Raw genomic sequence first — 18,445 nt, 5'->3', positions numbered from 1 at the left:
TCGCCCCCCGCGGAGGGGGCTTAGGGTTCTGAAGCCAATTATCCAGAATCTTCAATGTCAGAATGAACCGGGGGTTTCACCCCCAAACCCCCAGAGTATTTCGGAACGATGAAAGCCCGGACACGCGCGCATTTTCTTCTTGCTTCAAATATCCTCGCCGAAGGCTCCGGCCCCATCCAAGCGCGCAGACGCAGCGAAATCAGCGCCAATCCATTATTTTCACAAATTCCGGTAATTTGCCCTTGCAGCCCCCCGCCGGAATTTGTACATCCGCCTCAATCGGTGCGGGCGTAGCTCAGGGGTAGAGCATAACCTTGCCAAGGTTAGGGTCGGGCGTTCGAATCGCCTCGCCCGCTCCAATTAAAGGCTGAAAACCCAACAGCTTAGCAGAGGTCGCCTTCGGGCGGCCTTTTCTATTTTCGTGCAAGTTGTGCGGTGATTCAGCCTTGGGGTAGCTCAAAACCATTCCCCGGTAGGGCGCTCCTACTAGGATTCGGGCTCTGCTGTGCGAAGGTCTTCCAGTTCGTGAGGCGTAGGGATGTTCGAATCGCCACACCCGCTCCAAGTTCCCCCATGGTCACATTGCCCCTTCGGGGGGCCATTCTGCTGATCGTGCTGCCGGTTCTGCGCGCTTGGCCTTGCCACGAAGCCAACAGATCACTAAGAACGAAGGAGGAACGAATTAGCCTGCGACGCTTGCGTGTTGATCTTGGCCACCACACATTGTTGTATGTGCGAAAAGGACCGACCAGATGCTGACATCCGTAGAACTTTGCGCAGGCGCCGGCGGTCAGGCCCTGGGGTTGGAAAGAGCCGGATTCACCCATACCGCGCTGGTCGAGATTGACAAGCATTGCTGCAACACGCTGCGCCATAACCGCCCCGAATGGAACGTACTGGAAGAGGACATGCGCCTCTTCAAGGAGCGCGCGGCAGACTTCAGCGGCATGGACCTGCTGGCGGGCGGCCTGCCCTGCCCGCCCTTTTCGGTCGCCGGTAAGCAATTGGGCGAACAGGACGAGCGGAACCTGTTCAACGACGCGCTCGATATCGTCGACGCCGCCCGTCCGCGTGCGGTCATGATCGAGAATGTGCGCGGCTTCCTGGATGCCGTTTTCCACGACTACCGCGAGCAGCTGAAAACGCAGTTGGGCAAACTGGGCTACGAGACTGACTGGCGCCTTCTGAATGCATCCGACTACGGCGTACCCCAGTTGCGCCCACGCGTGGTCATCGTGGCGGTTCAAAAGGCGCGCGCCGATTTGTTCGGCTGGCCCGAGCCGAACCCCCACAACCCGCCCACAGTAGGCGAAACGCTGCGCGACCTGATGGCTGCTGGCGGCTGGCAGGGGGCCGATGACTGGGCCGAAAAGGCCGACGAGATCGCGCCGACCATCGTCGGCGGGTCGAAAAAACATGGCGGGCCAGATCTGGGGCCGACACGCGCGCGCGCTGCTTGGGCGACGCTGGGCGTCGAGGGGCGCACAATCGCGCCCGAGGCACCCGGGCACGGGCATAACGGCATGCCGCGGCTGACCGTGCCGATGGTGGCGCGCATTCAGGGGTTCCCGGACGACTGGCACTTTACCGGGGCCAAGACGAATGCCTACCGGCAGGTTGGCAACGCCTTCCCGCCGCCCGTCGCGCAGGCTGTGTCGGCACGAATCGCCGCCGCATTGCGCAAGCGGGTGCTGCACTCTGTTGCAGGCTGAGCGCGCAAACAGCCCGAGGGGGCATGGCAGATGAAACAGGTCATTCCCGATAGCCGCGTCACCCCCGGCCATCCCGATCATGCGCTTCTCAGCGCCATCGCAGGCGACATCACTGCGCGCGCGGGCGGCGCGGCCACGCTAGCAGACGCCATTGGCAGCCTCCTGCGCAACTGCGTCGACGACGTCATCATGACGCCCAAGACCGGGCGGCGCAGCTATGACGATCTGGAGAAAACCGAAAAGACCTATATCGGCACCCGCGTCGAGATTGAGCTGCGTACGCTGCTCTCGCTGTCCAAGGGGCGGCTGGACACGGTGATCCTCGGCCATGACGTGGATATCAAACACACCATGGGCGGCAACTGGATGATCCCGACCGAGGCCATCGGGCATCCCTGCATCCTTATGGCCGCCGACGAGGCGCGCGCAATCTGCCATCTGGGCCTGATCGTCGCGCGCCGCGACTACCTGACCGAGGGGCAGAACAAGGATGCCAAGCGCACGGTATCCGCCGCCGGTTTTTCCGACATCCTGTGGCTCTTGGCGCAGCAGCCCTACCCGCGCAATTTCTGGCAGACCGTGCCGCCCGATGCCGTCGCGCGTATTTTTGCCGCCGGATCGGGCAACCGGCGTATGGCTGCGCTGTTTCGCGAGGTTCAGGGCCGCCCCATCAGCCGCGACGTCGTCGAGGCGGTCGCGCAGCAGCGCGATTTCATGCGCCGCATTCGCGCCGATGGCGGCAGCGGCACGCGCGATCAGTTGGCGCGCGAGGGGATATTGCTGCTGTCGGGCCAGTATGACGCGGCGCTGATCGCCGGGCTTGGCTTGCGGCCCTGCACGGCCAGCCAGTTCATTTCCTACCGGCCCAGATCGCAGGCACAGGCCCAGATGGCAACGGCGCATGGGCTTGCGCTGGATTGGACCGCGACCTGACCGGTGTGCCTGTTGCTAAATCACCCATGCGCCCTTGGCGGCGCGGCGCGTTCTGCCTATAACCGCGGCAAACCTGACAGCGAGAGAGCGACATGCGCAGCGCCACCATCACCCGCCAGACCGCCGAGACGGATATCAGCGTGACCATCGCGCTGGACGGCAGCGGCAGCTATGACAACCAGACCGGCGTGGGATTTTTCGATCATATGCTGGACCAGTTGGCGCGCCACGCGCTGATCGACATGACTGTGCGCTGCACCGGCGATCTGCATATCGACGATCATCATACGGTCGAGGATGTGGGCATCGCGCTGGGTCAGGCCTTGGCTCAGGCCCTCGGCGACAAACGTGGTATCCGCCGCTATGGCGCCTGCCTGTTGCCGATGGACGACGCGCTGATGCGCGCCGCGCTGGACCTGTCCGGGCGACCGTTCCTTGTGTGGAACATGGACCTGCCAACGGCCAAGATCGGAACGTTCGATACCGAACTGGTACGTGAGTTTTTTCAAGCGTTCTCAACCCATTCCGGCATGACGCTGCACTTGGATGCCCTGCACGGGATCAACAGCCACCACATGGCTGAGGCCGCGTTCAAGGCCGTCGCGCGCGCCCTGCGCGACGCGGTCGAGACGGACCCGCGCAAGGCCGATGCGATTCCGTCCACCAAGGGAATGCTGTAACCCCATGCGCACCGTCATCGTTGATTATGAAAGCGGCAACCTGCACTCTGCCGAAAAGGCATTTCAGCGCATGGCACGCGAGGGCGACGCGGGCGAGGTGATCGTCACGTCCGACCCCGACACCGTGCGCGGCGCCGACCGGATCGTGCTGCCCGGCGATGGCGCGTTTGCCGCCTGCCGCGCCCAGCTATTCGATCATCGCGGCCTGTTCGAGGCGATGCGCGAGGCCGTGATCGACAAGGCCCGCCCCTTCATGGGCATTTGCATCGGCATGCAGATGCTGGCCACGCGCGGTCTGGAGCACGGCGAGACGGAAGGCTTTGACTGGATCGGCGGCACGGTCGGGCCTATCCGGCCCGAAGATGCCAGCCTGAAAGTGCCGCATATGGGCTGGAACGATCTGATTCTGGACCAACCACATCCCGTTTTCGACGGGATCGAGACCGGCCAGCACGCCTATTTTGTCCACTCCTATCAATTCCATGTGAATGATCCCGCTCATCTTCTGGCCCATGCCGATTATGGCGAGAGCGTCACCGCCGTAGTGGGGCGCGACAATCTGATCGGTGCGCAGTTCCACCCCGAAAAAAGCCAGGCGACAGGTCTGGCGATGATTGCAAACTTTTTGCGCTGGACGCCCTGATCCGGCCTTTTTCCCAATAGGTTACGCCATGATCCTCTACCCAGCCATCGACCTCAAGGATGGACAGGCCGTGCGCCTTCTGCGCGGCGAAATGACCGCTGCGACCGTGTTCAATGACGACCCGGCGGCGCAGGCCGAGGCGTTCGTCGCCGCGGGCTGTGAATGGCTGCATCTGGTGGATCTGAACGGCGCCTTTGCCGGCACGCCGGTCAATGCGGGCCCGGTCGAAGAAATCCTGAAACGCTGCAAGGTTCCCGCGCAGCTGGGCGGCGGCATCCGGAACATGGCCACGATCGAGGGCTGGCTGTCCAAGGGGCTACAGCGTGTCATCCTCGGCACTGTGGCGGTGGAAAACCCCGCGCTGGTGCGCGAGGCGGCCAAGGCGTTCCCCGGACAGGTTGCCGTCGGCATTGACGCGCGCGCAGGCCGCGTCGCGACCAAGGGCTGGGCACAGGAAACCGAAGTGATGGTGACCGACCTCGCCCGCAGCTTCGAGGACGCGGGCGTTGCCGCCATCATCTACACCGACATCGACCGTGACGGCGCCATGCAGGGGCCGAATATCGCGGCGACTGCGGCCTTGGCGAATGCCGTCAGCATCCCGGTAATCGCGTCGGGCGGCGTCAGTTCGCTGGTCGATCTGATCGCGCTGCGCGATTGCGGCGCCCCTCTGAACGGCGCCATCTCGGGGCGCGCGCTTTATGACGGGGCGCTTGATCTGGGTCAGGCGTTGACGGCCCTTGCCTGATTTACATCCCCGACGCTTTGCCGGTTAGCTTGGCCAGCGCGCCCGTCATCTTGGCGATGTAGCCTGCATCCGGTGCGATACCGTCCAGATCACCCAGACTTTGCGCCGGGTCGTCATAGGTCAGCCAGACCTGCCCATCGCCATCGCGGTAGACCAGCACCTTCAAGGGCAGATACAACCCCGCCAATGCATCGTCCTGCATCGCAGGCGTTCCCAGCTTGGGATTGCCAAATATCAACAGCTGCGCCGGGGCCAGTTCCATCCCGGCCGCTTCGGCGCCCGCCGCATGATCGACGCGCGCAAAGACGGTGGCGCCCGCCCCCTCTACCGCCTGCTCCAGCGCATCCATCGTGGCGGGGACATCACCGGCTGCCTTGACGCGGATCAGATCATCGGACCCGGCCCATGCCGGGGCGGTCAGGACGGTAATGGCGCTCAGCGCAACGGCTGTGAAAAATGGTCTCATTGGAAATCTCCTGCTGGGTTTTTGGTCAATTACACGTGCTGGCTACTGGCCCCGGGCGGCAAATGGACCTAAACGTTCCCTTGCATAGCACAGAGGCACGGCGACGACATGCTGAAAACCCGTATCATCCCCTGCCTTGACGTGGCCGATGGCCGCGTGGTCAAGGGCGTCAACTTTGTCGATCTGCGTGATGCGGGCGATCCTGTGGATGCTGCGCGCGCCTATGATGCCGCCGGCGCGGACGAGCTGTGCTTTCTCGATATTCACGCCACGCATGAGAATCGCGGCACCATGTTCGACGTCGTGCGCCGCACCGCCGAGCAGTGCTATATCCCGCTGACCGTGGGAGGCGGCGTGCGAACGCCGAGCGATGTCCGCGCCTTGCTGCTCGCAGGCGCGGACAAGGTCAGCTTCAACTCCGCCGCTGTCGCCAGCCCAGAGGTGGTGCGCGAAGCGTCCGATCAATTCGGCAGCCAGTGCATCGTCGTGGCCATCGACGCCAAGACCGTAAGCCCCGGCAAGTGGGAGATTTTTACCCATGGCGGGCGCAAGGAGACCGGCATCGACGCCGTGGAGTTCGCACGATTGGTGGCAGCCAATGGCGCGGGCGAGATCCTGCTGACCTCGATGGACCGCGACGGCACGCGCGCGGGGTTCAACCTACCCCTGACGCGCGCGATTTCGGACGCGGTCGATGTGCCGGTGATCGCCTCGGGCGGGGTCGGTACGCTGGATCATCTGGTCGAGGGCGTGACGATGGGCGGCGCCAGCGCAGTGCTGGCCGCGTCGATCTTTCACTTTGGCGAGTTCACCATTGGCGAGGCCAAGGCGCATATGCAGGCCGCCGGTATACCGATGAGGATGGGGCGATGACCTTGGACGATCTGGCCGCCACCATCGCGGCGCGCGCCGGGGCAGACCCGGAAAGCAGCTGGACCGCCAAGCTGCTGGCGAAAGGCCCCGAAAAATGCGCGGAAAAGTTCGGCGAAGAAGCGGTCGAGGCTATCATCGAGGCGGTCAAGGGCGATCGTGACGCGCTGACCGGTGAGGCGGCGGATGTTCTGTTTCACCTGCTGGTGATGCTCCAATCGCGCGGCGTGGCTTTCTCGGACGTGATGGCCGAACTGGCGCGCAGGCAAGGCCAGTCCGGCCTTGCGGAAAAAGCGAAACGCACCGGCAACTAATCTGGCCAATAGGCTACACGAACAAGAGGGCAGGCATGATCCGTCACATCGTTTTCTTCTCGGCCCGCCGAAGGCCAATCGGTCGACATGGTCCGCGAGGGCCTGATGATGTTGGCCACCATCCCCCATTCCGAACACTTCGAGGTGGGCCGCAACCTGCAAACCGATGCGATCAGCGCCGAGGCGCCCGATCTGGTGGTCTATGCCGAATTCGCGAACGAGGCTGCGCTGGCCGCGTTCAAGGCCCATCCCACCTATGCCGCCTGCATCGCCCATGTGCGCCCCATGCGCGAAATGCGTATCGCCGCCGATTTTCTCGCGGGCTGAGGTCAGGCCATAAGGCGCTGATATTCGATCTTGGGGCAGCGGCTCATCACGACATCGACACCGCGCGCGCGGGCCGTTTCGGCCGCGCCCTCATGCTGCACGCCGATCTGCATCCAGATCGTTCCCAGCCGGGGAAACAGCGCCAGCGCCTCGTCCACGATGGCCGGGACGTGCTCTGACTGGCGAAAGATGTCGATCATGTCGATATCGCCCTCAATATCGCTCAGGCTGCTTACAACGGGTTGGCCCAGCAAGGTCTGCCCGGCAAGGCCGGGGTTGACCGGAACAACGTCATAACCCGCACGCAGCAGAAAATTCATCACTCCGTGGCTGGGCCGCGAAGGATTGGCCGACGCGCCAACCAGTGCGATCCGACTGGTCCGGGTGAGGATGTCTTTGATCTGGGTATCTGATATCATGGGCGCGACCATCCTGCGATTTCCACCCGCGCGCAAGCGAACTTGTAGCTGGCATTGAAAAACAGACAGAAAAAAGCGCCCAAGGCTTGGGTCCTTGGGCGCCAGTCACGGAACGAGGGACAGTAAAATGAAGCGCCGAAGTTCCGCATCGGCGCCTCTGTACCTCAATCTAGGGACCATTCAGCAGTTTAAAAGGGCGGTAATAGACCTGTGATCGCATTGTGAGCGCGGCCAGGTGGCCGCTGCGCGCGCGTTCAGTCGAAAATATCCTCGACCACGTCCCAGATTTCCTCCAGCGCCTTGCTCAGCAGGCGCCTGCCGGGTTTGCGGCGGCGCGGCGCGCGGCGGGACTCATCATACTCCGGCGCGGCGCGGCGGGCCTGCGCCTTTGGCTTGGTCGGCATCGGCTTGGGCGCGGTGCGGCGGCGGGCGCCCTGCCCGCCCGAGGGTTTGCGCACTGCACTGTCACCACGCGGCTGGGGGATCGCCTTCATCTCGTGCAGAGGGGCGCCGCAGGCCGCGCAGGACAGCTCGTGCCGCCCCTCGCCGCGCAGCACCAACGCCGCGCGCGTTCCGCAATAGCAGCATGTAGCAATCTTGTGCATCAGGCCCCTTCGTTCGTGCGCCGGTCAGTCCGGCGCCTGAGAGGCATATAGGGCGACTGCCGCCGCATTTGAGACGTTGAGCGATCCGAACGGCCCGAAATATGCAATTTTCACCAACATGTCGCAGGTTTCACGCGTTTTCTGGCGCAGGCCCGGCCCCTCGGCCCCCAAAACCAGCGCGACAGGGCGATTCTTGCGCCCGTCCACTGCCTGCTCGATCGTCTGGTCCGCCTCGCCGTCGAGGCCCAGCACCAGATAGCCCATCTTTTGCAATTGCCTGATCGCGTCGGACAGGTTGCGCACCTGTTTGTAGGGTTGCCGCTCCAGCGCGCCGCTGGCGGTTTTCGCCAGTGCGCCGGTCTCGGGCGCCGAATGATGGCGCGGGGCGATGACGGCGCAGGCGCCGAACACCTCGGCAGACCGCAGGATCGCGCCCACGTTATGCGGATCGGTCACCCGGTCCAGCAGGATAACCCGCGGCGGACGCGCCCCATCGCCCAGCGCCAGCGTTTCCAGATCGCCCCAATCGAGCGGTTTGACCTCCAATGCGGCGCCCTGATGCACCGATCCCGGATCGAGCGGCGCGGTGAATTTGCGCGGATCGGCCTCTTCGGGCGTCATGCCAGAGGCGGCGATGGCATCGGCCAATTTGTTCTGCGCGTTGAGCGTCACGATCAGGCGCAGCTTTTCGCGGGCAGGGTTCAGCAGCGCGTCGCGCACGGCATGCAGGCCGAACAGCCAGACCGTTTCGGCTGCTGCGACCTTCTTGGCCTGTTCTTTTCCGACCACCCATTTCGGTTTCTTCATGGCGCGTCGCCCCCCCCGGTGTCCTAAGCTGCGCAAGATGCGCCGCCCGCCGCCCGCGCGCAAGCCGATTTCGGGACGCGATTTTTGCGGTTGACGCTTGCCGGGTGCCCTAGTAATCAGCGGCCCACGCAGGGCGGCAATTTGCCCGGCAAAGTGGGCGACAGGCCGCAAGGTGTGGCAGGGGACTGTAACTCCCTCGCGGAGACGCACGCCAGGTTCGATTCCTGGGTCGCCCACCATTTTCATTTATAGCAACAGCTTAGACAGCGTTACGCTCTGATGTGCAAAAATGGTGCGACATCAACCATGCGAAATGCATCTTACCTGAGCCTAAGCAGGCACGGCATTTTCCACTTCCGCTGGCCTATGCCAAGGTCGGTTCACCCGCAAAGGCGGATGTCGCATGTGCGCCCATCTCTCAAGACCCGCCTATCCCTTCCGGGGGCGTACAGGCCGGTGGAAAGTGGTTGCCTTTGGCCATATCGTTCTGGCATTCCGGCTGTGTTTTGCCCTACTCTCCGGCGGCGGCGCAACCGGGGCGCAGTTCATCGCTTTCATGATCCTGTCCCTGGCCCTTGTCGCCGCCGAGACGTTGAATACCGCCATCACGTGCATCACCGATCATCTGTCGCTCAATTGGCAGGTGTTTGCACAAGGCGCCAAGGAATCGGGGGATTTGAAACCGATGTGTACGCTGACCGCAAATAGCCTGCTCATCGGAACGGTTCTTCTCCGACACTTCGAAATTTTCTGAAAGTACGCTCATGAATATGGTCAAGATCGTCGCCGTCCCAATGCACAAGGAGGGCCGTAAGTTCGTGGCGATCTTCGCTGCAATCACCATCGCCCTTGCCTTTGTCTGGACGCCGCTGTTCTGGCTGGGCTGTGGCGCAACGGTGTGGTGTTACTATTTCTTTCGCGATCCGGTGCGTGTGATCCCCCAGCAAGAGGGTCTGGTCCTGTCGCCCGCCGACGGCATCGTGTCACTGATTCAGGACGTCGTCCCGTCCGGGGATCTCGGGCTGGGGGACACGCCCGTGACGCGCGTGTCGGTGTTCATGAACGTCTTTAACTGCCATGTGAACCGCGCGCCGATCGCCGGTGTCGTTCGCAACATCACCTATCACAAAGGCCAGTTCCTGAACGCCTCGTTCGACAAGGCAAGTGAGCTGAACGAGCGCAATTCCCTGATGATCGAAACAAAGTCAGGCGCGCGCATCGGCGTTGTGCAGATCGCGGGCCTTGTTGCCAGACGCATCGTCTGCTTTGTCAAAGTGGACGACAGCATTGATATCGGCCATCGGTTCGGCCTGATCCGGTTCGGCAGTCGTCTGGATGTCTATCTACCCGAAGGTGTTTCGCCCTTGGTTGCCGTCGGGCAGACGGCCGTCGCGGGCGAGACTATTCTGGCGGATCTCGCCACACCCGGCGCCGTGCGCACTGGAATTGCACAATGACCGGCGCGCAGCGGATCAAGATACGCCACCTCGTCCCCAGCATCGTCACCGTATTTGCGATCTGTGCGGGGTTGACGTCCGTCCGGATGAGCCTCGAAGGACGTTTGGAAGCGAGCCTCTATTTCATCCTTCTGGCGGTATTTCTGGATGCGGCAGATGGCAAACTGGCACGCTTTCTGGATAGCGCCAGCCCGTTCGGCGCCGAATTGGACAGCCTGGCCGATTTCTTCAATTTCGGCATCGCGCCGGGAATTTTGCTATTTAACACGCTCTATATCGGCACCGAGCATGCCAATCTGGGGTGGCTTGCAACGTTGGTACTGGCGGTGTGCTGCGCCCTTCGGCTGGCGCGGTTCAACCTGTCCATTCAGCGCCCGGATGTGACATTGAAGAAGGATGGCTTCTTCGTCGGGGTGCCCGCACCTGCCCTGGCCTGCCTTGCCCTCATGCCGGTATTCTTGCACCTGAATGGCTGGGGAGATACCGATCTGCCCGTCGCACGGACTATTTATATCATCGGCGTCGGATTGCTGGCCGTCAGTACAATTCCGACCTACTCGATAAAACATGCATCCATAAAACGGGCCCACCTGCCCTTTGCCGTTGTCGGCGCCGTGGTGCTGGTGGTCAGTCTGGTGTCCTATCCTTGGCCGACGCTGATTGTTGCGAACATCATGTATCTCGGATCTTTGCCGGTTTCGTATCTCGCGTCTAAATGACTAGGGTGCCATAGATCCACCATCTCTATCTCGGCAGGCATTTCGTCGGAAATGTTGCATATCACAGATATTGGTGGTCGTATCGTGCCGAAGATCCACGCAATCCAATAGCGGGACACATCAGGGAGGACTACCATGTTCAAGGATAACCTTTTCGGCGCCGGGCTTTTGACCGCCTTCGCCCTAACGGCCAGCAGCGGCTACGCGCAGGAGGACTGCGCGAACCGCGGCGCGCTGGATACGATCTATTGCGACGCCGATGGCGACCTTGTCGCCGATGCGCCGACGGACGCCAGCAAGCTGCAGGACCCGTCGACGCTGGTCTTTGCCTATACTCCGGTCGAGGATCCGGCGATCTACGAGGACATCTGGACCCCCTTCATCGAGCATCTCGAAGAGGTGACCGGCAAGGACGTGCAGTTCTTTGCCGTGCAGTCCAACTCGGCCGAGGTCGAGGCGATGCGCTCCGGCCGCCTACATATCGCGGGTTTCTCTACCGGGCCAACGCCTTATGCCGTGAACCTTGCCGGGGTGGAGCCGTTTGCAATCATGGGCAGCGATGATGGTCAGTTCGGCTACAAGTTGCAGGTCTACACGCAGGCCGACAGCGACATTCAGGAGATGGCCGACCTTGCCGGCAAGCGCATCGCGCATACCTCGCCAACCTCGAACTCGGGCAATCTGGCACCGCGCGCACTGTTCCCGGACCTGGGCGTCGTCCCCGATGACGATTACGAGGTCAGCTATTCGGGCAGCCACGATCAGTCGATGCTGGGCGTGGTCGCGGGCGACTATGACGCCGCCCCGGTGGCATCCGAAGTGGTGGACCGCATGGCCGAGCGCGGGCTGTACGACCCCGCGGACGTGCGTATCGTCTGGGAAAGCGACCCGTTCCCGACAACGTCCTACGGCCTGGCGCATGACCTTGCGCCCGAGGTGAAGGACAAGATCAAGGAAGCCTTCTTCAGCTTTGATTTCGCAGGCACCGCGCTGGGTGAGGAATTCACCGGCGTCAGCAAGTTCATCCCGATCACCTACAAGGATCAGTGGGCCGTCATCCGCCAGATCCAGAAGGCGAACGGCGTTGAATACACGCCGCAGGGCCTTGCCGCTGAATGATGTTGCCATGCCGGGGCCGACCGATCCGGCCGGCCCCACAAAGAAAGCGGTTTCATGCTGAAGATCACTGACCTCGTCAAACGCTACGGCACTGGCGACCCGGTCCTGAAGAACCTCGACCTGACCATCGAGGGCGAAAGCGTCGTGTCGATCATCGGATCGTCCGGGGCGGGCAAAAGCACGCTTTTACGCTGCATCAACCGATTGGTCGAACCGACATCGGGCTCGATCAACCTGAACGGGACCGAACTGACCACCTTGCGGGGCAAGAACCTGCGGGCGGCGCGGCGCAAGATCGGCATGGTCTTTCAGGGCTTCAACCTCGTCGACCGCCTGACGGTGATGGAGAATGTCCAATCCGGGCGGCTGGGCTATATCTCGACATGGGCGGCGGTCACGCGGCGCTATCCCAAGGCCGACATCCGTCGCGCGTTCGAGCTGATGGAACGCGTCGGCATTGCCCATTACGCCAACACCCGCGCAGATCAGTTGTCGGGCGGCGAGCGTCAGCGCGTCGGCGTCGTGCGCGCGCTGATGCAAGACCCCGAGATCCTGCTGGCGGACGAGCCTACTGCGTCGCTCGATCCGAAAACCTCGGAGCAGATCATGGGCCTGCTGCGCGACCTCGCCGCAGAGCTGAAGCTGCCGGTGTTGATCAACATCCATAACGTGACCGAGGCCAAGGAATACACTGATCGCATCGTCGGCATGCGCTATGGCCGCATCATATTCGACGACAAGCCCGCAAAGCTGGATCAGGGCGAAATGGACCAGATCTATGCCGGCAGCCCACATGCCGACCGCAGCGAAGACGTGGGTGCCACGCCATGAGCACGCCACGCGACACATGGTCGAAACCGCCCTTCATCGCCAATCCCGTGCTGCGTTGGACGGTCTACCTTGGCGTGATCGCCTATTTCGGATGGGTCGGCCTGACCATGCCCATCGACTGGAACCGCGTCGCCGCCGGGATCGAGCGCGCCGGGCGCATCTTTGGCGGTGCCTTCCCGCCCAGCTTCGAGCGCAGCGGGCTACTGATCGACGGCTTCCTCGAAAGTCTCAAGATCGCCATTCTGGCGACGGCGGGCGGGGTTGTCCTGTCGATCCCCATCGCCTTCATGGCCGCGCGCAATATCGTGCCCCTGCCCGTCTTTTACCTTGGCCGCGCGATCATCATCGTCGCGCGCAGCTTTCACCCGGTGATCGTCGCGATCGTCTTCGTCAAGGCGGTGGGCTTTGGCCCCTTCGCCGGAGTGCTGACGCTCATCATCTATTCCATAGGGTTCGTCGCCAAGATGTTGGCCGAGCGGATCGAGGAGATCGACTTTGGCCAGGTCGAGGCGCTGCGCGCCGCCGGTGCGCCCTATTTGTCAACGCTGTTCTACGCGATCTTCCCGCAGATCATGCCGCGTCAGATCGGGCTGACCATCTATCAGCTGGATTCGAACCTGCGCGCCTCTGCCGTGGTCGGCATCGTCGGGGCCGGTGGGATCGGCGCGACGCTCGCCAACGCGTTCGGGCGCTACGACTATGATTTCGCGCTCGCCATCACCATCGTCATCGTGGCTGTGATCCTGCTCTCCGAGGCGGTCAGCGGCATCATCCGGAAGCGTATCCAATGACCTCTATCCGCGAACAGTTCGGCCGCGACGACTGGACCCGGTTCACGCCGAAACAGAAGCTGACGCGCTGGGGCATCCTTGTGGGTTGCGCGCTGGCCATCGTCTGGGCGCTGTCTTCGATCCGGGTGGTCTGGGCCTGGGTCTGGGGCGCGCCCGAGCAGATCGGCGACCTTTTCGGGCGGATGTACCCGCCGGATCCCACAAACCTCGCCACGATCCTCAAGGTTCTGTGGGACACGGTGAACATCGCCACCTTCGCCACCGCCTTTGCCGTGCTGCTGTCGCTGCCGGTGGCCTATATTGCCGCGCAGAACACCACGCCCAATCGCGCAACGCTGTGGCTGGGGCGGCTGATCCTCGTGACGTCGCGGTCGGTGAACACGATCATCTGGGCGCTGCTCTTCGTCGCCATCTTCGGCCCAGGCGTCGTGGCGGGCATCGTCGCGATCATGTTCCGCTCGGTCGGCTTTATCGGCAAGCTGCTGGGCGAAGCGATCGAGGAGATCGACAAGCGCCCCGTCGAGGCACTGGAAGCCACCGGCGCATCGCGATTCAAGGTCATCGTCTACGCCATCATCCCCCAGGTCATGCCGACCTTCTGGGCCGTCGCGATCCTGCGCTGGGACATAAACCTGCGCGAATCCACCGTGCTTGGCCTTGTCGGCGCTGGCGGCATCGGGATCATCCTGCAAGGCGCCATTGACACCTTCAACTGGCCCGAGGTTGCTACCATCCTGCTGGCCATCATCGTGCTGGTGATACTGGGCGAGGTCGTGTCGGCCTTTCTGAGGCGCCGTATCCTGTGAAATGGATAGACGGAGTCGACCCCGCCGAGGCGTTCGAGGCGTATCTGGCGCTGCACCATCGCCTGCCTGCGGGGACTGGTGGTGGGCGGGCGCTCGCCGCCGATTTCGCGGATATCGTCGCGCCCTTCGATCTGATCCTGTTTGACGCCTACGGCGTGCTGAACGTCGGCGAAACCGCCATTCCCGGCGCCGCCGAAACCATCACCGCACTTCGCCGCTCAGGCAAGGCTGTCGCCGTCGTCTCGAATTCTGCCGCCTATCCCAAAAGCCGGATGATGGCCCGCTATGCCACGCTTGGTTTCGACTTCAGCCCCGGCGAAGTCGTGACCAGCCGCGAGGCCCTTTTGCATCGGCTGAAACGCGAACCCCGGCGCCGTTGGGGTGTCATGCTGAACCCGCACACCGACCCCGGCGAGATCGCGGCGCTCGACACCGTCACCCTGACGGACGATCCGGGGGATTACGATCTTTGCGAGGGCTTTTTACTGATCGGCTCGGATGGCTGGTCCGAGGCGCGCCAAACTCTTCTTGAGGCGTCCGTGCGCCGCCGACCTCGACCTGTATTTGTCGGCAACCCTGATCTGGTTGCGCCGCGTGAAACCGGATTGTCGCAAGAGCCGGGCTGGTTTGCGCACCGCCTCGCCGACGCGACAGGGATCAAGCCGATTTTCCTTGGCAAACCCTTTCCCGACATATTCGATCTCGCCCTGTCGCGGTTCCACCACCCTCCCGCCGCCGGGCGCGTGCTCATGGTCGGCGACACCCTGCACACCGATGTTCTGGGTGGCAATCAGGCTGGTTTCGCGACCGCCCTCGTCACCGCGCACGGATCGCTGGCGGGTCTGGATGTGGCAGACGCCATCAGGCGCTCTGCGATCGTCCCGGACTTTGTCGTTGATCGGATCTGAACTGCGCCGTGCAGCCAAAGGCCGACACATGCCAATGCCTTACGTTCGTGGCATAGGTGCCGGGGTGGCGCTACCGGCTTCGCGTCATCAGGCCCACTCAGCTCACCGAGACCGGCATAGGGATGATTGGGACGCCGTCTTCGAAAGTGACGCCGCTGGGGAATGTGAACCGCTCGGCCTTTTTCTTCAGCAGTGCAAACCCCTTGTAAGACAGGGATGCTTCGCCTTCAAATACGGGGCCCGTCACCACCCAGATACGCCCCCCCTGCACCTGTAGCCTGGCGTCGGTTACGTTCAGGGTCAGCTTGGCGTCAAAGTCCAGCTGGCCCAGACGTTTGCCGTTGAAAAATACCTCGACCTTGGGTTCGTGGGCCGACGTGATCTTGTGCCGTCCCAGCTTGACCCAGCTCTTTTCTTCGGGCGGGTGTTTTTGCGGGTCACGATAGGCCTGCAACTCGGCCATGGTCTGCCAGCCCGATTTCAGGATGTCCAACAGCGCCACGTCCAGCGCCTCGTAAAGGACCGCCAGCGCGGCTGCGAAGGTCAGCGCCTCGATCAACCCCGATCCCATGCGGCCCGCGTCCTCCTCGAGCGCCTTTTTCAACGCAGGGTCGGGTTCGAGCGCGGAAAACCCCGCACTATCGGCGGCGTAGAATTTGGCCAGGGTCTGCGTCTCTGCCGTGGCCGGAATGGGTGTCATGGTCTCGGTCATGTTTCTGGTTCCCCCGTGTCTGCAAGGCGCGTCACCGTCACGCTTCTGGACCCGCGTATCGGGCGCAGCGAGACTTCAAACTCGACCCCGGAACTGCCCGGCTCGGGATCTGCGCGTTGGTGTCCGGCATGGGCGCTGGGTTGCAGACGGACAAGATGCGCAAGGATCTTTGCTTGCGGCTCAGGCGGGCCACCACGCAGTATCACGCGACCGATCACAAGCAACGCCACAAGCCCGGCCCCAGCCAGCCCAGCCCAAGGCAAAATCGGCACACGCAGCGCCACGTTCATTCGGCGCAGGTTGTTCTGAACCGTATATTCACCGATCCGCCGCTCTGGGTCGGCTTCCAGAGAAACCTCAACCGTATTGCCAAACAGCGCGGCCTGAACGGGCAATTCGAGCCGCAGTTTGTACATTTCACCGGGGCGCAGGGTCGGCAGCGGCGCCACGACCGGATCTGTCCCGGCGACGGTCAACACAACCTCGGTTGCCGCGCTGCCGAAATCGCCCGCGTTCACGATCTGCGCCGTTACCGCCAGCGGTGCGCCCATCCGGGCCTGTCCTGCCGCAAGCGCGGTAACCTCAAGGTCCGGCAACAGAGAAGAAGTCGCCGGAATGCGCAGCGGTCCGACGCGGCTTTCGTTGTTGTCTTCGCGGCTCTCGTCGACATATCCATCGACATCGCCCCTTGCCACGAACGTCATCTCGCGGGCTTCGGGCGACGGCGCCAGCGGCGTCTCGGCAGACACGATAGCCCGCTGCCCGGGCGCCAATGCCTGCAACGTCATGTCGACATCGGGCATCTGGTTGCGCAGCTCGGTAAACCGCACGCGCGTCGCCACCGAGGGAACCGGCCCGCCGTTCATCACCTCTACCCGCAGCTTGACATGGCCTTGCACCGCGTCATGTTCGGCAAACAAACCGCTTAGCAGCAGATCCGGCCGCTGCGGCGCGGGTGGCGCATTCAGCGCCACGCGGACCGGCCCAAAGCTGTTGTTGTCGAAGCTAGTTTCGCGCAGTTTTCTGTCCGCATTTGCCATAGCCACCAGCATCGCAACTTCGCCCAATGCGGTTTCGGGTACAATGACCTCGGCCACGCCGACCGCGCTACCGCCCGGCGCGATTGCGGGCATTGCGATTTCGGGAAATCCGAAATGTTTTTGCGTCTCCGCAATCCGTACTTTCGACGGTCGGGATGGTGACTTGCCCACATTGCGCACGAAAACCTGAACAGACAGGCGCCGCGTCAGACGGTCATAGGCGGGGTCAAGCGCCACGATGACGAAATCGGGCATGGGCGGCGCCAACCGTTCCAGAAACACACTTCGTTCGATGCTGTAATTGTTGCGCTCATTGGACTCCCGGATGGTTGATCCGGCATCCGCAACCGCGCGCAATCGCACTGTCCGCCCCTCCAGAATCGAATCGTCAACGCGAAACCGGGTTTCCACCCATTGCTGTGCCCCGGGCGCCAATGGTCCCGCGATGTGACGCCCCAGCTGGTCTGCGATCACGCCGGTGCTGTCTGGAAAGGACACGGCAAAGCGCGCCGAGACCGCGCCCCGCCCGATATTTTCCACCAACGCCGTCACCGTCAGAACTCTGGCGCCGGGATCGTAATCCACGTGGAATTGCGAAACGACCAGATCCGGAAACCGTTCCGGAGCCGCATCATCGGGCTTCAGGCGCTCCGGCAGATCAATTTCGGGGCCGCGCGGATTAGGCTTGAGGATCTCGGCAGAGTTCCATGTAAGCACGATGAATCCCGGCTCCGCATCAGAGATATCGGCGCGCGACCGCATGACCTGCTGCATCTTTGCGCGGGCACCCTCGGGTAGGGGTACCAGACGCGGCTGTAGCCCCAGCGTCCGCAGGTTCGCCGCCACCAACTGGGCCAGCCTTGCTGTCCGCTGCGGGTCAAAAAACACAATGAGCTGAATTCTCCCGGATGCGCCCCCTCTTTCACTGAGAAGAGATTTGGCCTTTTTGAGATTCTGCTGTGTTTTTCGCGTGGTTTCTGGCTGGTTTGCGTGGCGAAGGGTGACGCCGCGAATGTCGAGCCCGGTGCGCTCGCCCGCCCGCATCCAGTCAGTCGAGAGCATGATCGCCTCGCGCAGCCGCCCGTCTTCCAGCGGGCCGCGCGCCATCTCGACGGTCAATGTCTGCGCCAGCCCGAAGACGGGGAACCATAAGATGAACAACCCGACGCAGATCGCGCACCGGACCGCACGACGATCAGGTAGAAACTGGCGGATGTTAAGTCGGTCGACGGGCATCGGATTGCGCCTTGTGGCCATGTTACGATTTGCAGATCGGGATCCCACATCAGCCTCTGACGGCCAATGCGGCCACCCCCAGCTTACACCAATAACGCGAATCCGGCTAATTCTCAGCCGTCACCCGTTGCACGATGCTAAGGTCGCTGGCAAAGCTGGCCGCAAACATCCATCACAGAGGAACGAGTGCGCCGGACCCAATTGCAGTGCGACCCACCTTTGGTTTTGCGCCGCCCAGCGCTTCTTTGAAACACTTCAGGCTCTGGCTTCAAATTTGGTCGATAGCAGGCCGGGATAGCCGT

22 protein-coding genes and 2 tRNA genes are annotated in these 18,445 nt (G+C 62.8%); 18 read left to right on the top strand and 6 right to left on the bottom strand.

What is annotated here, in order from left to right; genetic code table 11:
• Positions 1–284: 284 nt before the first annotated feature.
• The 6 genes from FGD77_RS12990 (at position 285) to hisA (ending at position 4,716) form a co-directional block, all read left to right on the top strand.
• Positions 285–359: transfer RNA gene (locus FGD77_RS12990), tRNA-Gly, on the top strand.
• A 393-nt stretch (positions 360–752) separates the two neighbouring features.
• Complete coding sequence (locus tag FGD77_RS12985; RefSeq protein ID WP_255010290.1) at positions 753–1,712, top strand: DNA cytosine methyltransferase; 960 nt, start codon at positions 753–755, stop codon at positions 1,710–1,712.
• 30 nt (positions 1,713–1,742) lie between these two features.
• Positions 1,743–2,645 (top strand): NaeI family type II restriction endonuclease, encoded by a 903-nt coding sequence (locus FGD77_RS12980; protein WP_255010288.1) that lies wholly within the window; start codon positions 1,743–1,745, stop codon positions 2,643–2,645.
• A 92-nt stretch (positions 2,646–2,737) separates the two neighbouring features.
• A complete protein-coding gene (hisB, locus tag FGD77_RS12975) occupies positions 2,738–3,325 on the top strand; it encodes an imidazoleglycerol-phosphate dehydratase HisB (RefSeq protein WP_255010285.1) in 588 nt (195 codons plus the stop codon).
• 4 nt (positions 3,326–3,329) lie between these two features.
• The gene (gene hisH / locus FGD77_RS12970) at positions 3,330–3,968 is read left to right on the top strand and encodes an imidazole glycerol phosphate synthase subunit HisH (RefSeq protein WP_255010283.1); all 639 of its coding nucleotides are present in this window, start codon (positions 3,330–3,332) and stop codon (positions 3,966–3,968) included.
• 28 nt (positions 3,969–3,996) lie between these two features.
• Positions 3,997–4,716 carry a 1-(5-phosphoribosyl)-5-[(5-phosphoribosylamino)methylideneamino]imidazole-4-carboxamide isomerase gene (hisA, locus tag FGD77_RS12965; protein ID WP_255010281.1) on the top strand — a complete coding sequence of 240 codons (720 nt, stop codon included), beginning with the start codon at positions 3,997–3,999 and terminating at the stop codon, positions 4,714–4,716.
• 1 nt (position 4,717) lies between these two features.
• Here the strand turns inward: hisA and FGD77_RS12960 are convergent, their stop codons facing one another.
• Complete coding sequence (locus tag FGD77_RS12960; RefSeq protein ID WP_255010279.1) at positions 4,718–5,182, bottom strand: DUF302 domain-containing protein; 465 nt, start codon at positions 5,180–5,182, stop codon at positions 4,718–4,720.
• A 108-nt stretch (positions 5,183–5,290) separates the two neighbouring features.
• On the opposite strand from FGD77_RS12960, the gene hisF reads away from it, so the two are divergent.
• The 3 genes from hisF (at position 5,291) to FGD77_RS12945 (ending at position 6,693) form a co-directional block, all read left to right on the top strand.
• Positions 5,291–6,055, top strand: a complete 765-nt coding sequence (gene hisF / locus FGD77_RS12955; protein ID WP_255010277.1) for an imidazole glycerol phosphate synthase subunit HisF — start codon at positions 5,291–5,293, stop codon at positions 6,053–6,055.
• The gene (locus FGD77_RS12950) at positions 6,052–6,366 is read left to right on the top strand and encodes a phosphoribosyl-ATP diphosphatase (RefSeq protein ID WP_255010275.1); all 315 of its coding nucleotides are present in this window, start codon (positions 6,052–6,054) and stop codon (positions 6,364–6,366) included. Before hisF ends, FGD77_RS12950 begins: the two co-directional genes overlap by 4 nt.
• Positions 6,367–6,453: 87 nt before the next feature.
• Entirely contained in the window at positions 6,454–6,693 is a 240-nt protein-coding gene (locus tag FGD77_RS12945) for a Dabb family protein (RefSeq protein ID WP_369682720.1), read from the top strand.
• Positions 6,694–6,695: 2 nt separating this feature from the next.
• Here FGD77_RS12945 and FGD77_RS12940 read toward each other — a convergent pair whose 3' ends face one another.
• From FGD77_RS12940 to rlmB, 3 genes are all read right to left on the bottom strand, one after another.
• Positions 6,696–7,112 carry a CoA-binding protein gene (locus tag FGD77_RS12940; RefSeq protein WP_255010274.1) on the bottom strand — a complete coding sequence of 139 codons (417 nt, stop codon included), beginning with the start codon at positions 7,110–7,112 and terminating at the stop codon, positions 6,696–6,698.
• 254 nt (positions 7,113–7,366) lie between these two features.
• Positions 7,367–7,717, bottom strand: coding sequence for a hypothetical protein (locus FGD77_RS12935; RefSeq protein WP_255010273.1), 351 nt, complete (start codon positions 7,715–7,717; stop codon positions 7,367–7,369).
• A 24-nt stretch (positions 7,718–7,741) separates the two neighbouring features.
• Complete coding sequence (rlmB, locus tag FGD77_RS12930; protein ID WP_255010272.1) at positions 7,742–8,524, bottom strand: 23S rRNA (guanosine(2251)-2'-O)-methyltransferase RlmB; 783 nt, start codon at positions 8,522–8,524, stop codon at positions 7,742–7,744.
• A 155-nt stretch (positions 8,525–8,679) separates the two neighbouring features.
• On the opposite strand from rlmB, the gene FGD77_RS12925 reads away from it, so the two are divergent.
• From FGD77_RS12925 to FGD77_RS12885, 9 genes are all read left to right on the top strand, one after another.
• Positions 8,680–8,763: transfer RNA gene (locus tag FGD77_RS12925), tRNA-Tyr, on the top strand.
• 224 nt (positions 8,764–8,987) lie between these two features.
• Positions 8,988–9,278: a diacylglycerol kinase gene (locus FGD77_RS12920; protein ID WP_255010271.1), complete on the top strand. Its 291-nt coding sequence runs from the start codon at positions 8,988–8,990 to the stop codon at positions 9,276–9,278.
• A 10-nt stretch (positions 9,279–9,288) separates the two neighbouring features.
• Complete coding sequence (locus FGD77_RS12915) at positions 9,289–9,981, top strand: phosphatidylserine decarboxylase (RefSeq protein ID WP_255010270.1); 693 nt, start codon at positions 9,289–9,291, stop codon at positions 9,979–9,981.
• Positions 9,978–10,700 (top strand): phosphatidylcholine/phosphatidylserine synthase, encoded by a 723-nt coding sequence (locus FGD77_RS12910; RefSeq protein ID WP_255010269.1) that lies wholly within the window; start codon positions 9,978–9,980, stop codon positions 10,698–10,700. The genes FGD77_RS12915 and FGD77_RS12910 overlap by 4 nt, the downstream gene beginning before the upstream one ends.
• Before the next feature lie 135 nt (positions 10,701–10,835).
• Entirely contained in the window at positions 10,836–11,819 is a 984-nt protein-coding gene (gene phnD, locus FGD77_RS12905; RefSeq protein ID WP_255010268.1) for a phosphate/phosphite/phosphonate ABC transporter substrate-binding protein, read from the top strand.
• Positions 11,820–11,873: 54 nt separating this feature from the next.
• Entirely contained in the window at positions 11,874–12,650 is a 777-nt protein-coding gene (gene phnC, locus FGD77_RS12900) for a phosphonate ABC transporter ATP-binding protein (RefSeq protein ID WP_255010267.1), read from the top strand.
• Positions 12,647–13,441 (top strand): phosphonate ABC transporter, permease protein PhnE, encoded by a 795-nt coding sequence (gene phnE / locus FGD77_RS12895; RefSeq protein WP_255010265.1) that lies wholly within the window; start codon positions 12,647–12,649, stop codon positions 13,439–13,441. Before phnC ends, phnE (FGD77_RS12895) begins: the two co-directional genes overlap by 4 nt.
• Entirely contained in the window at positions 13,438–14,247 is an 810-nt protein-coding gene (gene phnE, locus FGD77_RS12890) for a phosphonate ABC transporter, permease protein PhnE (RefSeq protein ID WP_255010263.1), read from the top strand. The genes phnE (FGD77_RS12895) and phnE (FGD77_RS12890) overlap by 4 nt, the downstream gene beginning before the upstream one ends.
• Positions 14,244–15,155: an HAD-IIA family hydrolase gene (locus FGD77_RS12885; protein WP_255010261.1), complete on the top strand. Its 912-nt coding sequence runs from the start codon at positions 14,244–14,246 to the stop codon at positions 15,153–15,155. The genes phnE (FGD77_RS12890) and FGD77_RS12885 overlap by 4 nt, the downstream gene beginning before the upstream one ends.
• A gap of 97 nt (positions 15,156–15,252) precedes the next feature.
• On the opposite strand, the gene FGD77_RS12880 is transcribed toward FGD77_RS12885, so the two are convergent.
• Together FGD77_RS12880 and FGD77_RS12875 are read right to left on the bottom strand one after the other, a co-directional pair.
• Positions 15,253–15,867 (bottom strand): hypothetical protein, encoded by a 615-nt coding sequence (locus tag FGD77_RS12880; RefSeq protein ID WP_255010258.1) that lies wholly within the window; start codon positions 15,865–15,867, stop codon positions 15,253–15,255.
• The gene (locus FGD77_RS12875) at positions 15,864–18,143 is read right to left on the bottom strand and encodes a CARDB domain-containing protein (RefSeq protein WP_255010256.1); all 2,280 of its coding nucleotides are present in this window, start codon (positions 18,141–18,143) and stop codon (positions 15,864–15,866) included. Before FGD77_RS12875 ends, FGD77_RS12880 begins: the two co-directional genes overlap by 4 nt.
• Positions 18,144–18,445 lie beyond the last annotated feature (302 nt).

This window comes from Roseovarius sp. M141 (assembly GCF_024355225.1).
Lineage (GTDB): Bacteria > Pseudomonadota > Alphaproteobacteria > Rhodobacterales > Rhodobacteraceae > Roseovarius.
This window is presented reverse-complemented; position numbering and strand designations above follow the sequence as displayed.

What these genes read in the sequence shown, in the direction of transcription:
- FGD77_RS12985 (WP_255010290.1), top strand. Translation starts at nt 753, where the DNA reads ATGCTGACATCCGTAGAACTTTGCGCAGGCGCCGGCGGTCAGGCCCTG.
- FGD77_RS12980 (WP_255010288.1), top strand. Translation starts at nt 1,743, where the DNA reads ATGAAACAGGTCATTCCCGATAGCCGCGTCACCCCCGGCCATCCCGAT.
- hisB (WP_255010285.1), top strand. Translation starts at nt 2,738, where the DNA reads ATGCGCAGCGCCACCATCACCCGCCAGACCGCCGAGACGGATATCAGC.
- hisH (WP_255010283.1), top strand. Translation starts at nt 3,330, where the DNA reads ATGCGCACCGTCATCGTTGATTATGAAAGCGGCAACCTGCACTCTGCC.
- hisA (WP_255010281.1), top strand. Translation starts at nt 3,997, where the DNA reads ATGATCCTCTACCCAGCCATCGACCTCAAGGATGGACAGGCCGTGCGC.
- FGD77_RS12960 (WP_255010279.1), bottom strand. Translation starts at nt 5,182, where the DNA reads ATGAGACCATTTTTCACAGCCGTTGCGCTGAGCGCCATTACCGTCCTG.
- hisF (WP_255010277.1), top strand. Translation starts at nt 5,291, where the DNA reads ATGCTGAAAACCCGTATCATCCCCTGCCTTGACGTGGCCGATGGCCGC.
- FGD77_RS12950 (WP_255010275.1), top strand. Translation starts at nt 6,052, where the DNA reads ATGACCTTGGACGATCTGGCCGCCACCATCGCGGCGCGCGCCGGGGCA.
- FGD77_RS12945 (WP_369682720.1), top strand. Translation starts at nt 6,454, where the DNA reads ATGGTCCGCGAGGGCCTGATGATGTTGGCCACCATCCCCCATTCCGAA.
- FGD77_RS12940 (WP_255010274.1), bottom strand. Translation starts at nt 7,112, where the DNA reads ATGATATCAGATACCCAGATCAAAGACATCCTCACCCGGACCAGTCGG.
- FGD77_RS12935 (WP_255010273.1), bottom strand. Translation starts at nt 7,717, where the DNA reads ATGCACAAGATTGCTACATGCTGCTATTGCGGAACGCGCGCGGCGTTG.
- rlmB (WP_255010272.1), bottom strand. Translation starts at nt 8,524, where the DNA reads ATGAAGAAACCGAAATGGGTGGTCGGAAAAGAACAGGCCAAGAAGGTC.
- FGD77_RS12915 (WP_255010270.1), top strand. Translation starts at nt 9,289, where the DNA reads ATGAATATGGTCAAGATCGTCGCCGTCCCAATGCACAAGGAGGGCCGT.
- FGD77_RS12910 (WP_255010269.1), top strand. Translation starts at nt 9,978, where the DNA reads ATGACCGGCGCGCAGCGGATCAAGATACGCCACCTCGTCCCCAGCATC.
- phnD (WP_255010268.1), top strand. Translation starts at nt 10,836, where the DNA reads ATGTTCAAGGATAACCTTTTCGGCGCCGGGCTTTTGACCGCCTTCGCC.
- phnC (WP_255010267.1), top strand. Translation starts at nt 11,874, where the DNA reads ATGCTGAAGATCACTGACCTCGTCAAACGCTACGGCACTGGCGACCCG.
- phnE (WP_255010265.1), top strand. Translation starts at nt 12,647, where the DNA reads ATGAGCACGCCACGCGACACATGGTCGAAACCGCCCTTCATCGCCAAT.
- phnE (WP_255010263.1), top strand. Translation starts at nt 13,438, where the DNA reads ATGACCTCTATCCGCGAACAGTTCGGCCGCGACGACTGGACCCGGTTC.
- FGD77_RS12880 (WP_255010258.1), bottom strand. Translation starts at nt 15,867, where the DNA reads ATGACCGAGACCATGACACCCATTCCGGCCACGGCAGAGACGCAGACC.
- FGD77_RS12875 (WP_255010256.1), bottom strand. Translation starts at nt 18,143, where the DNA reads ATGCCCGTCGACCGACTTAACATCCGCCAGTTTCTACCTGATCGTCGT.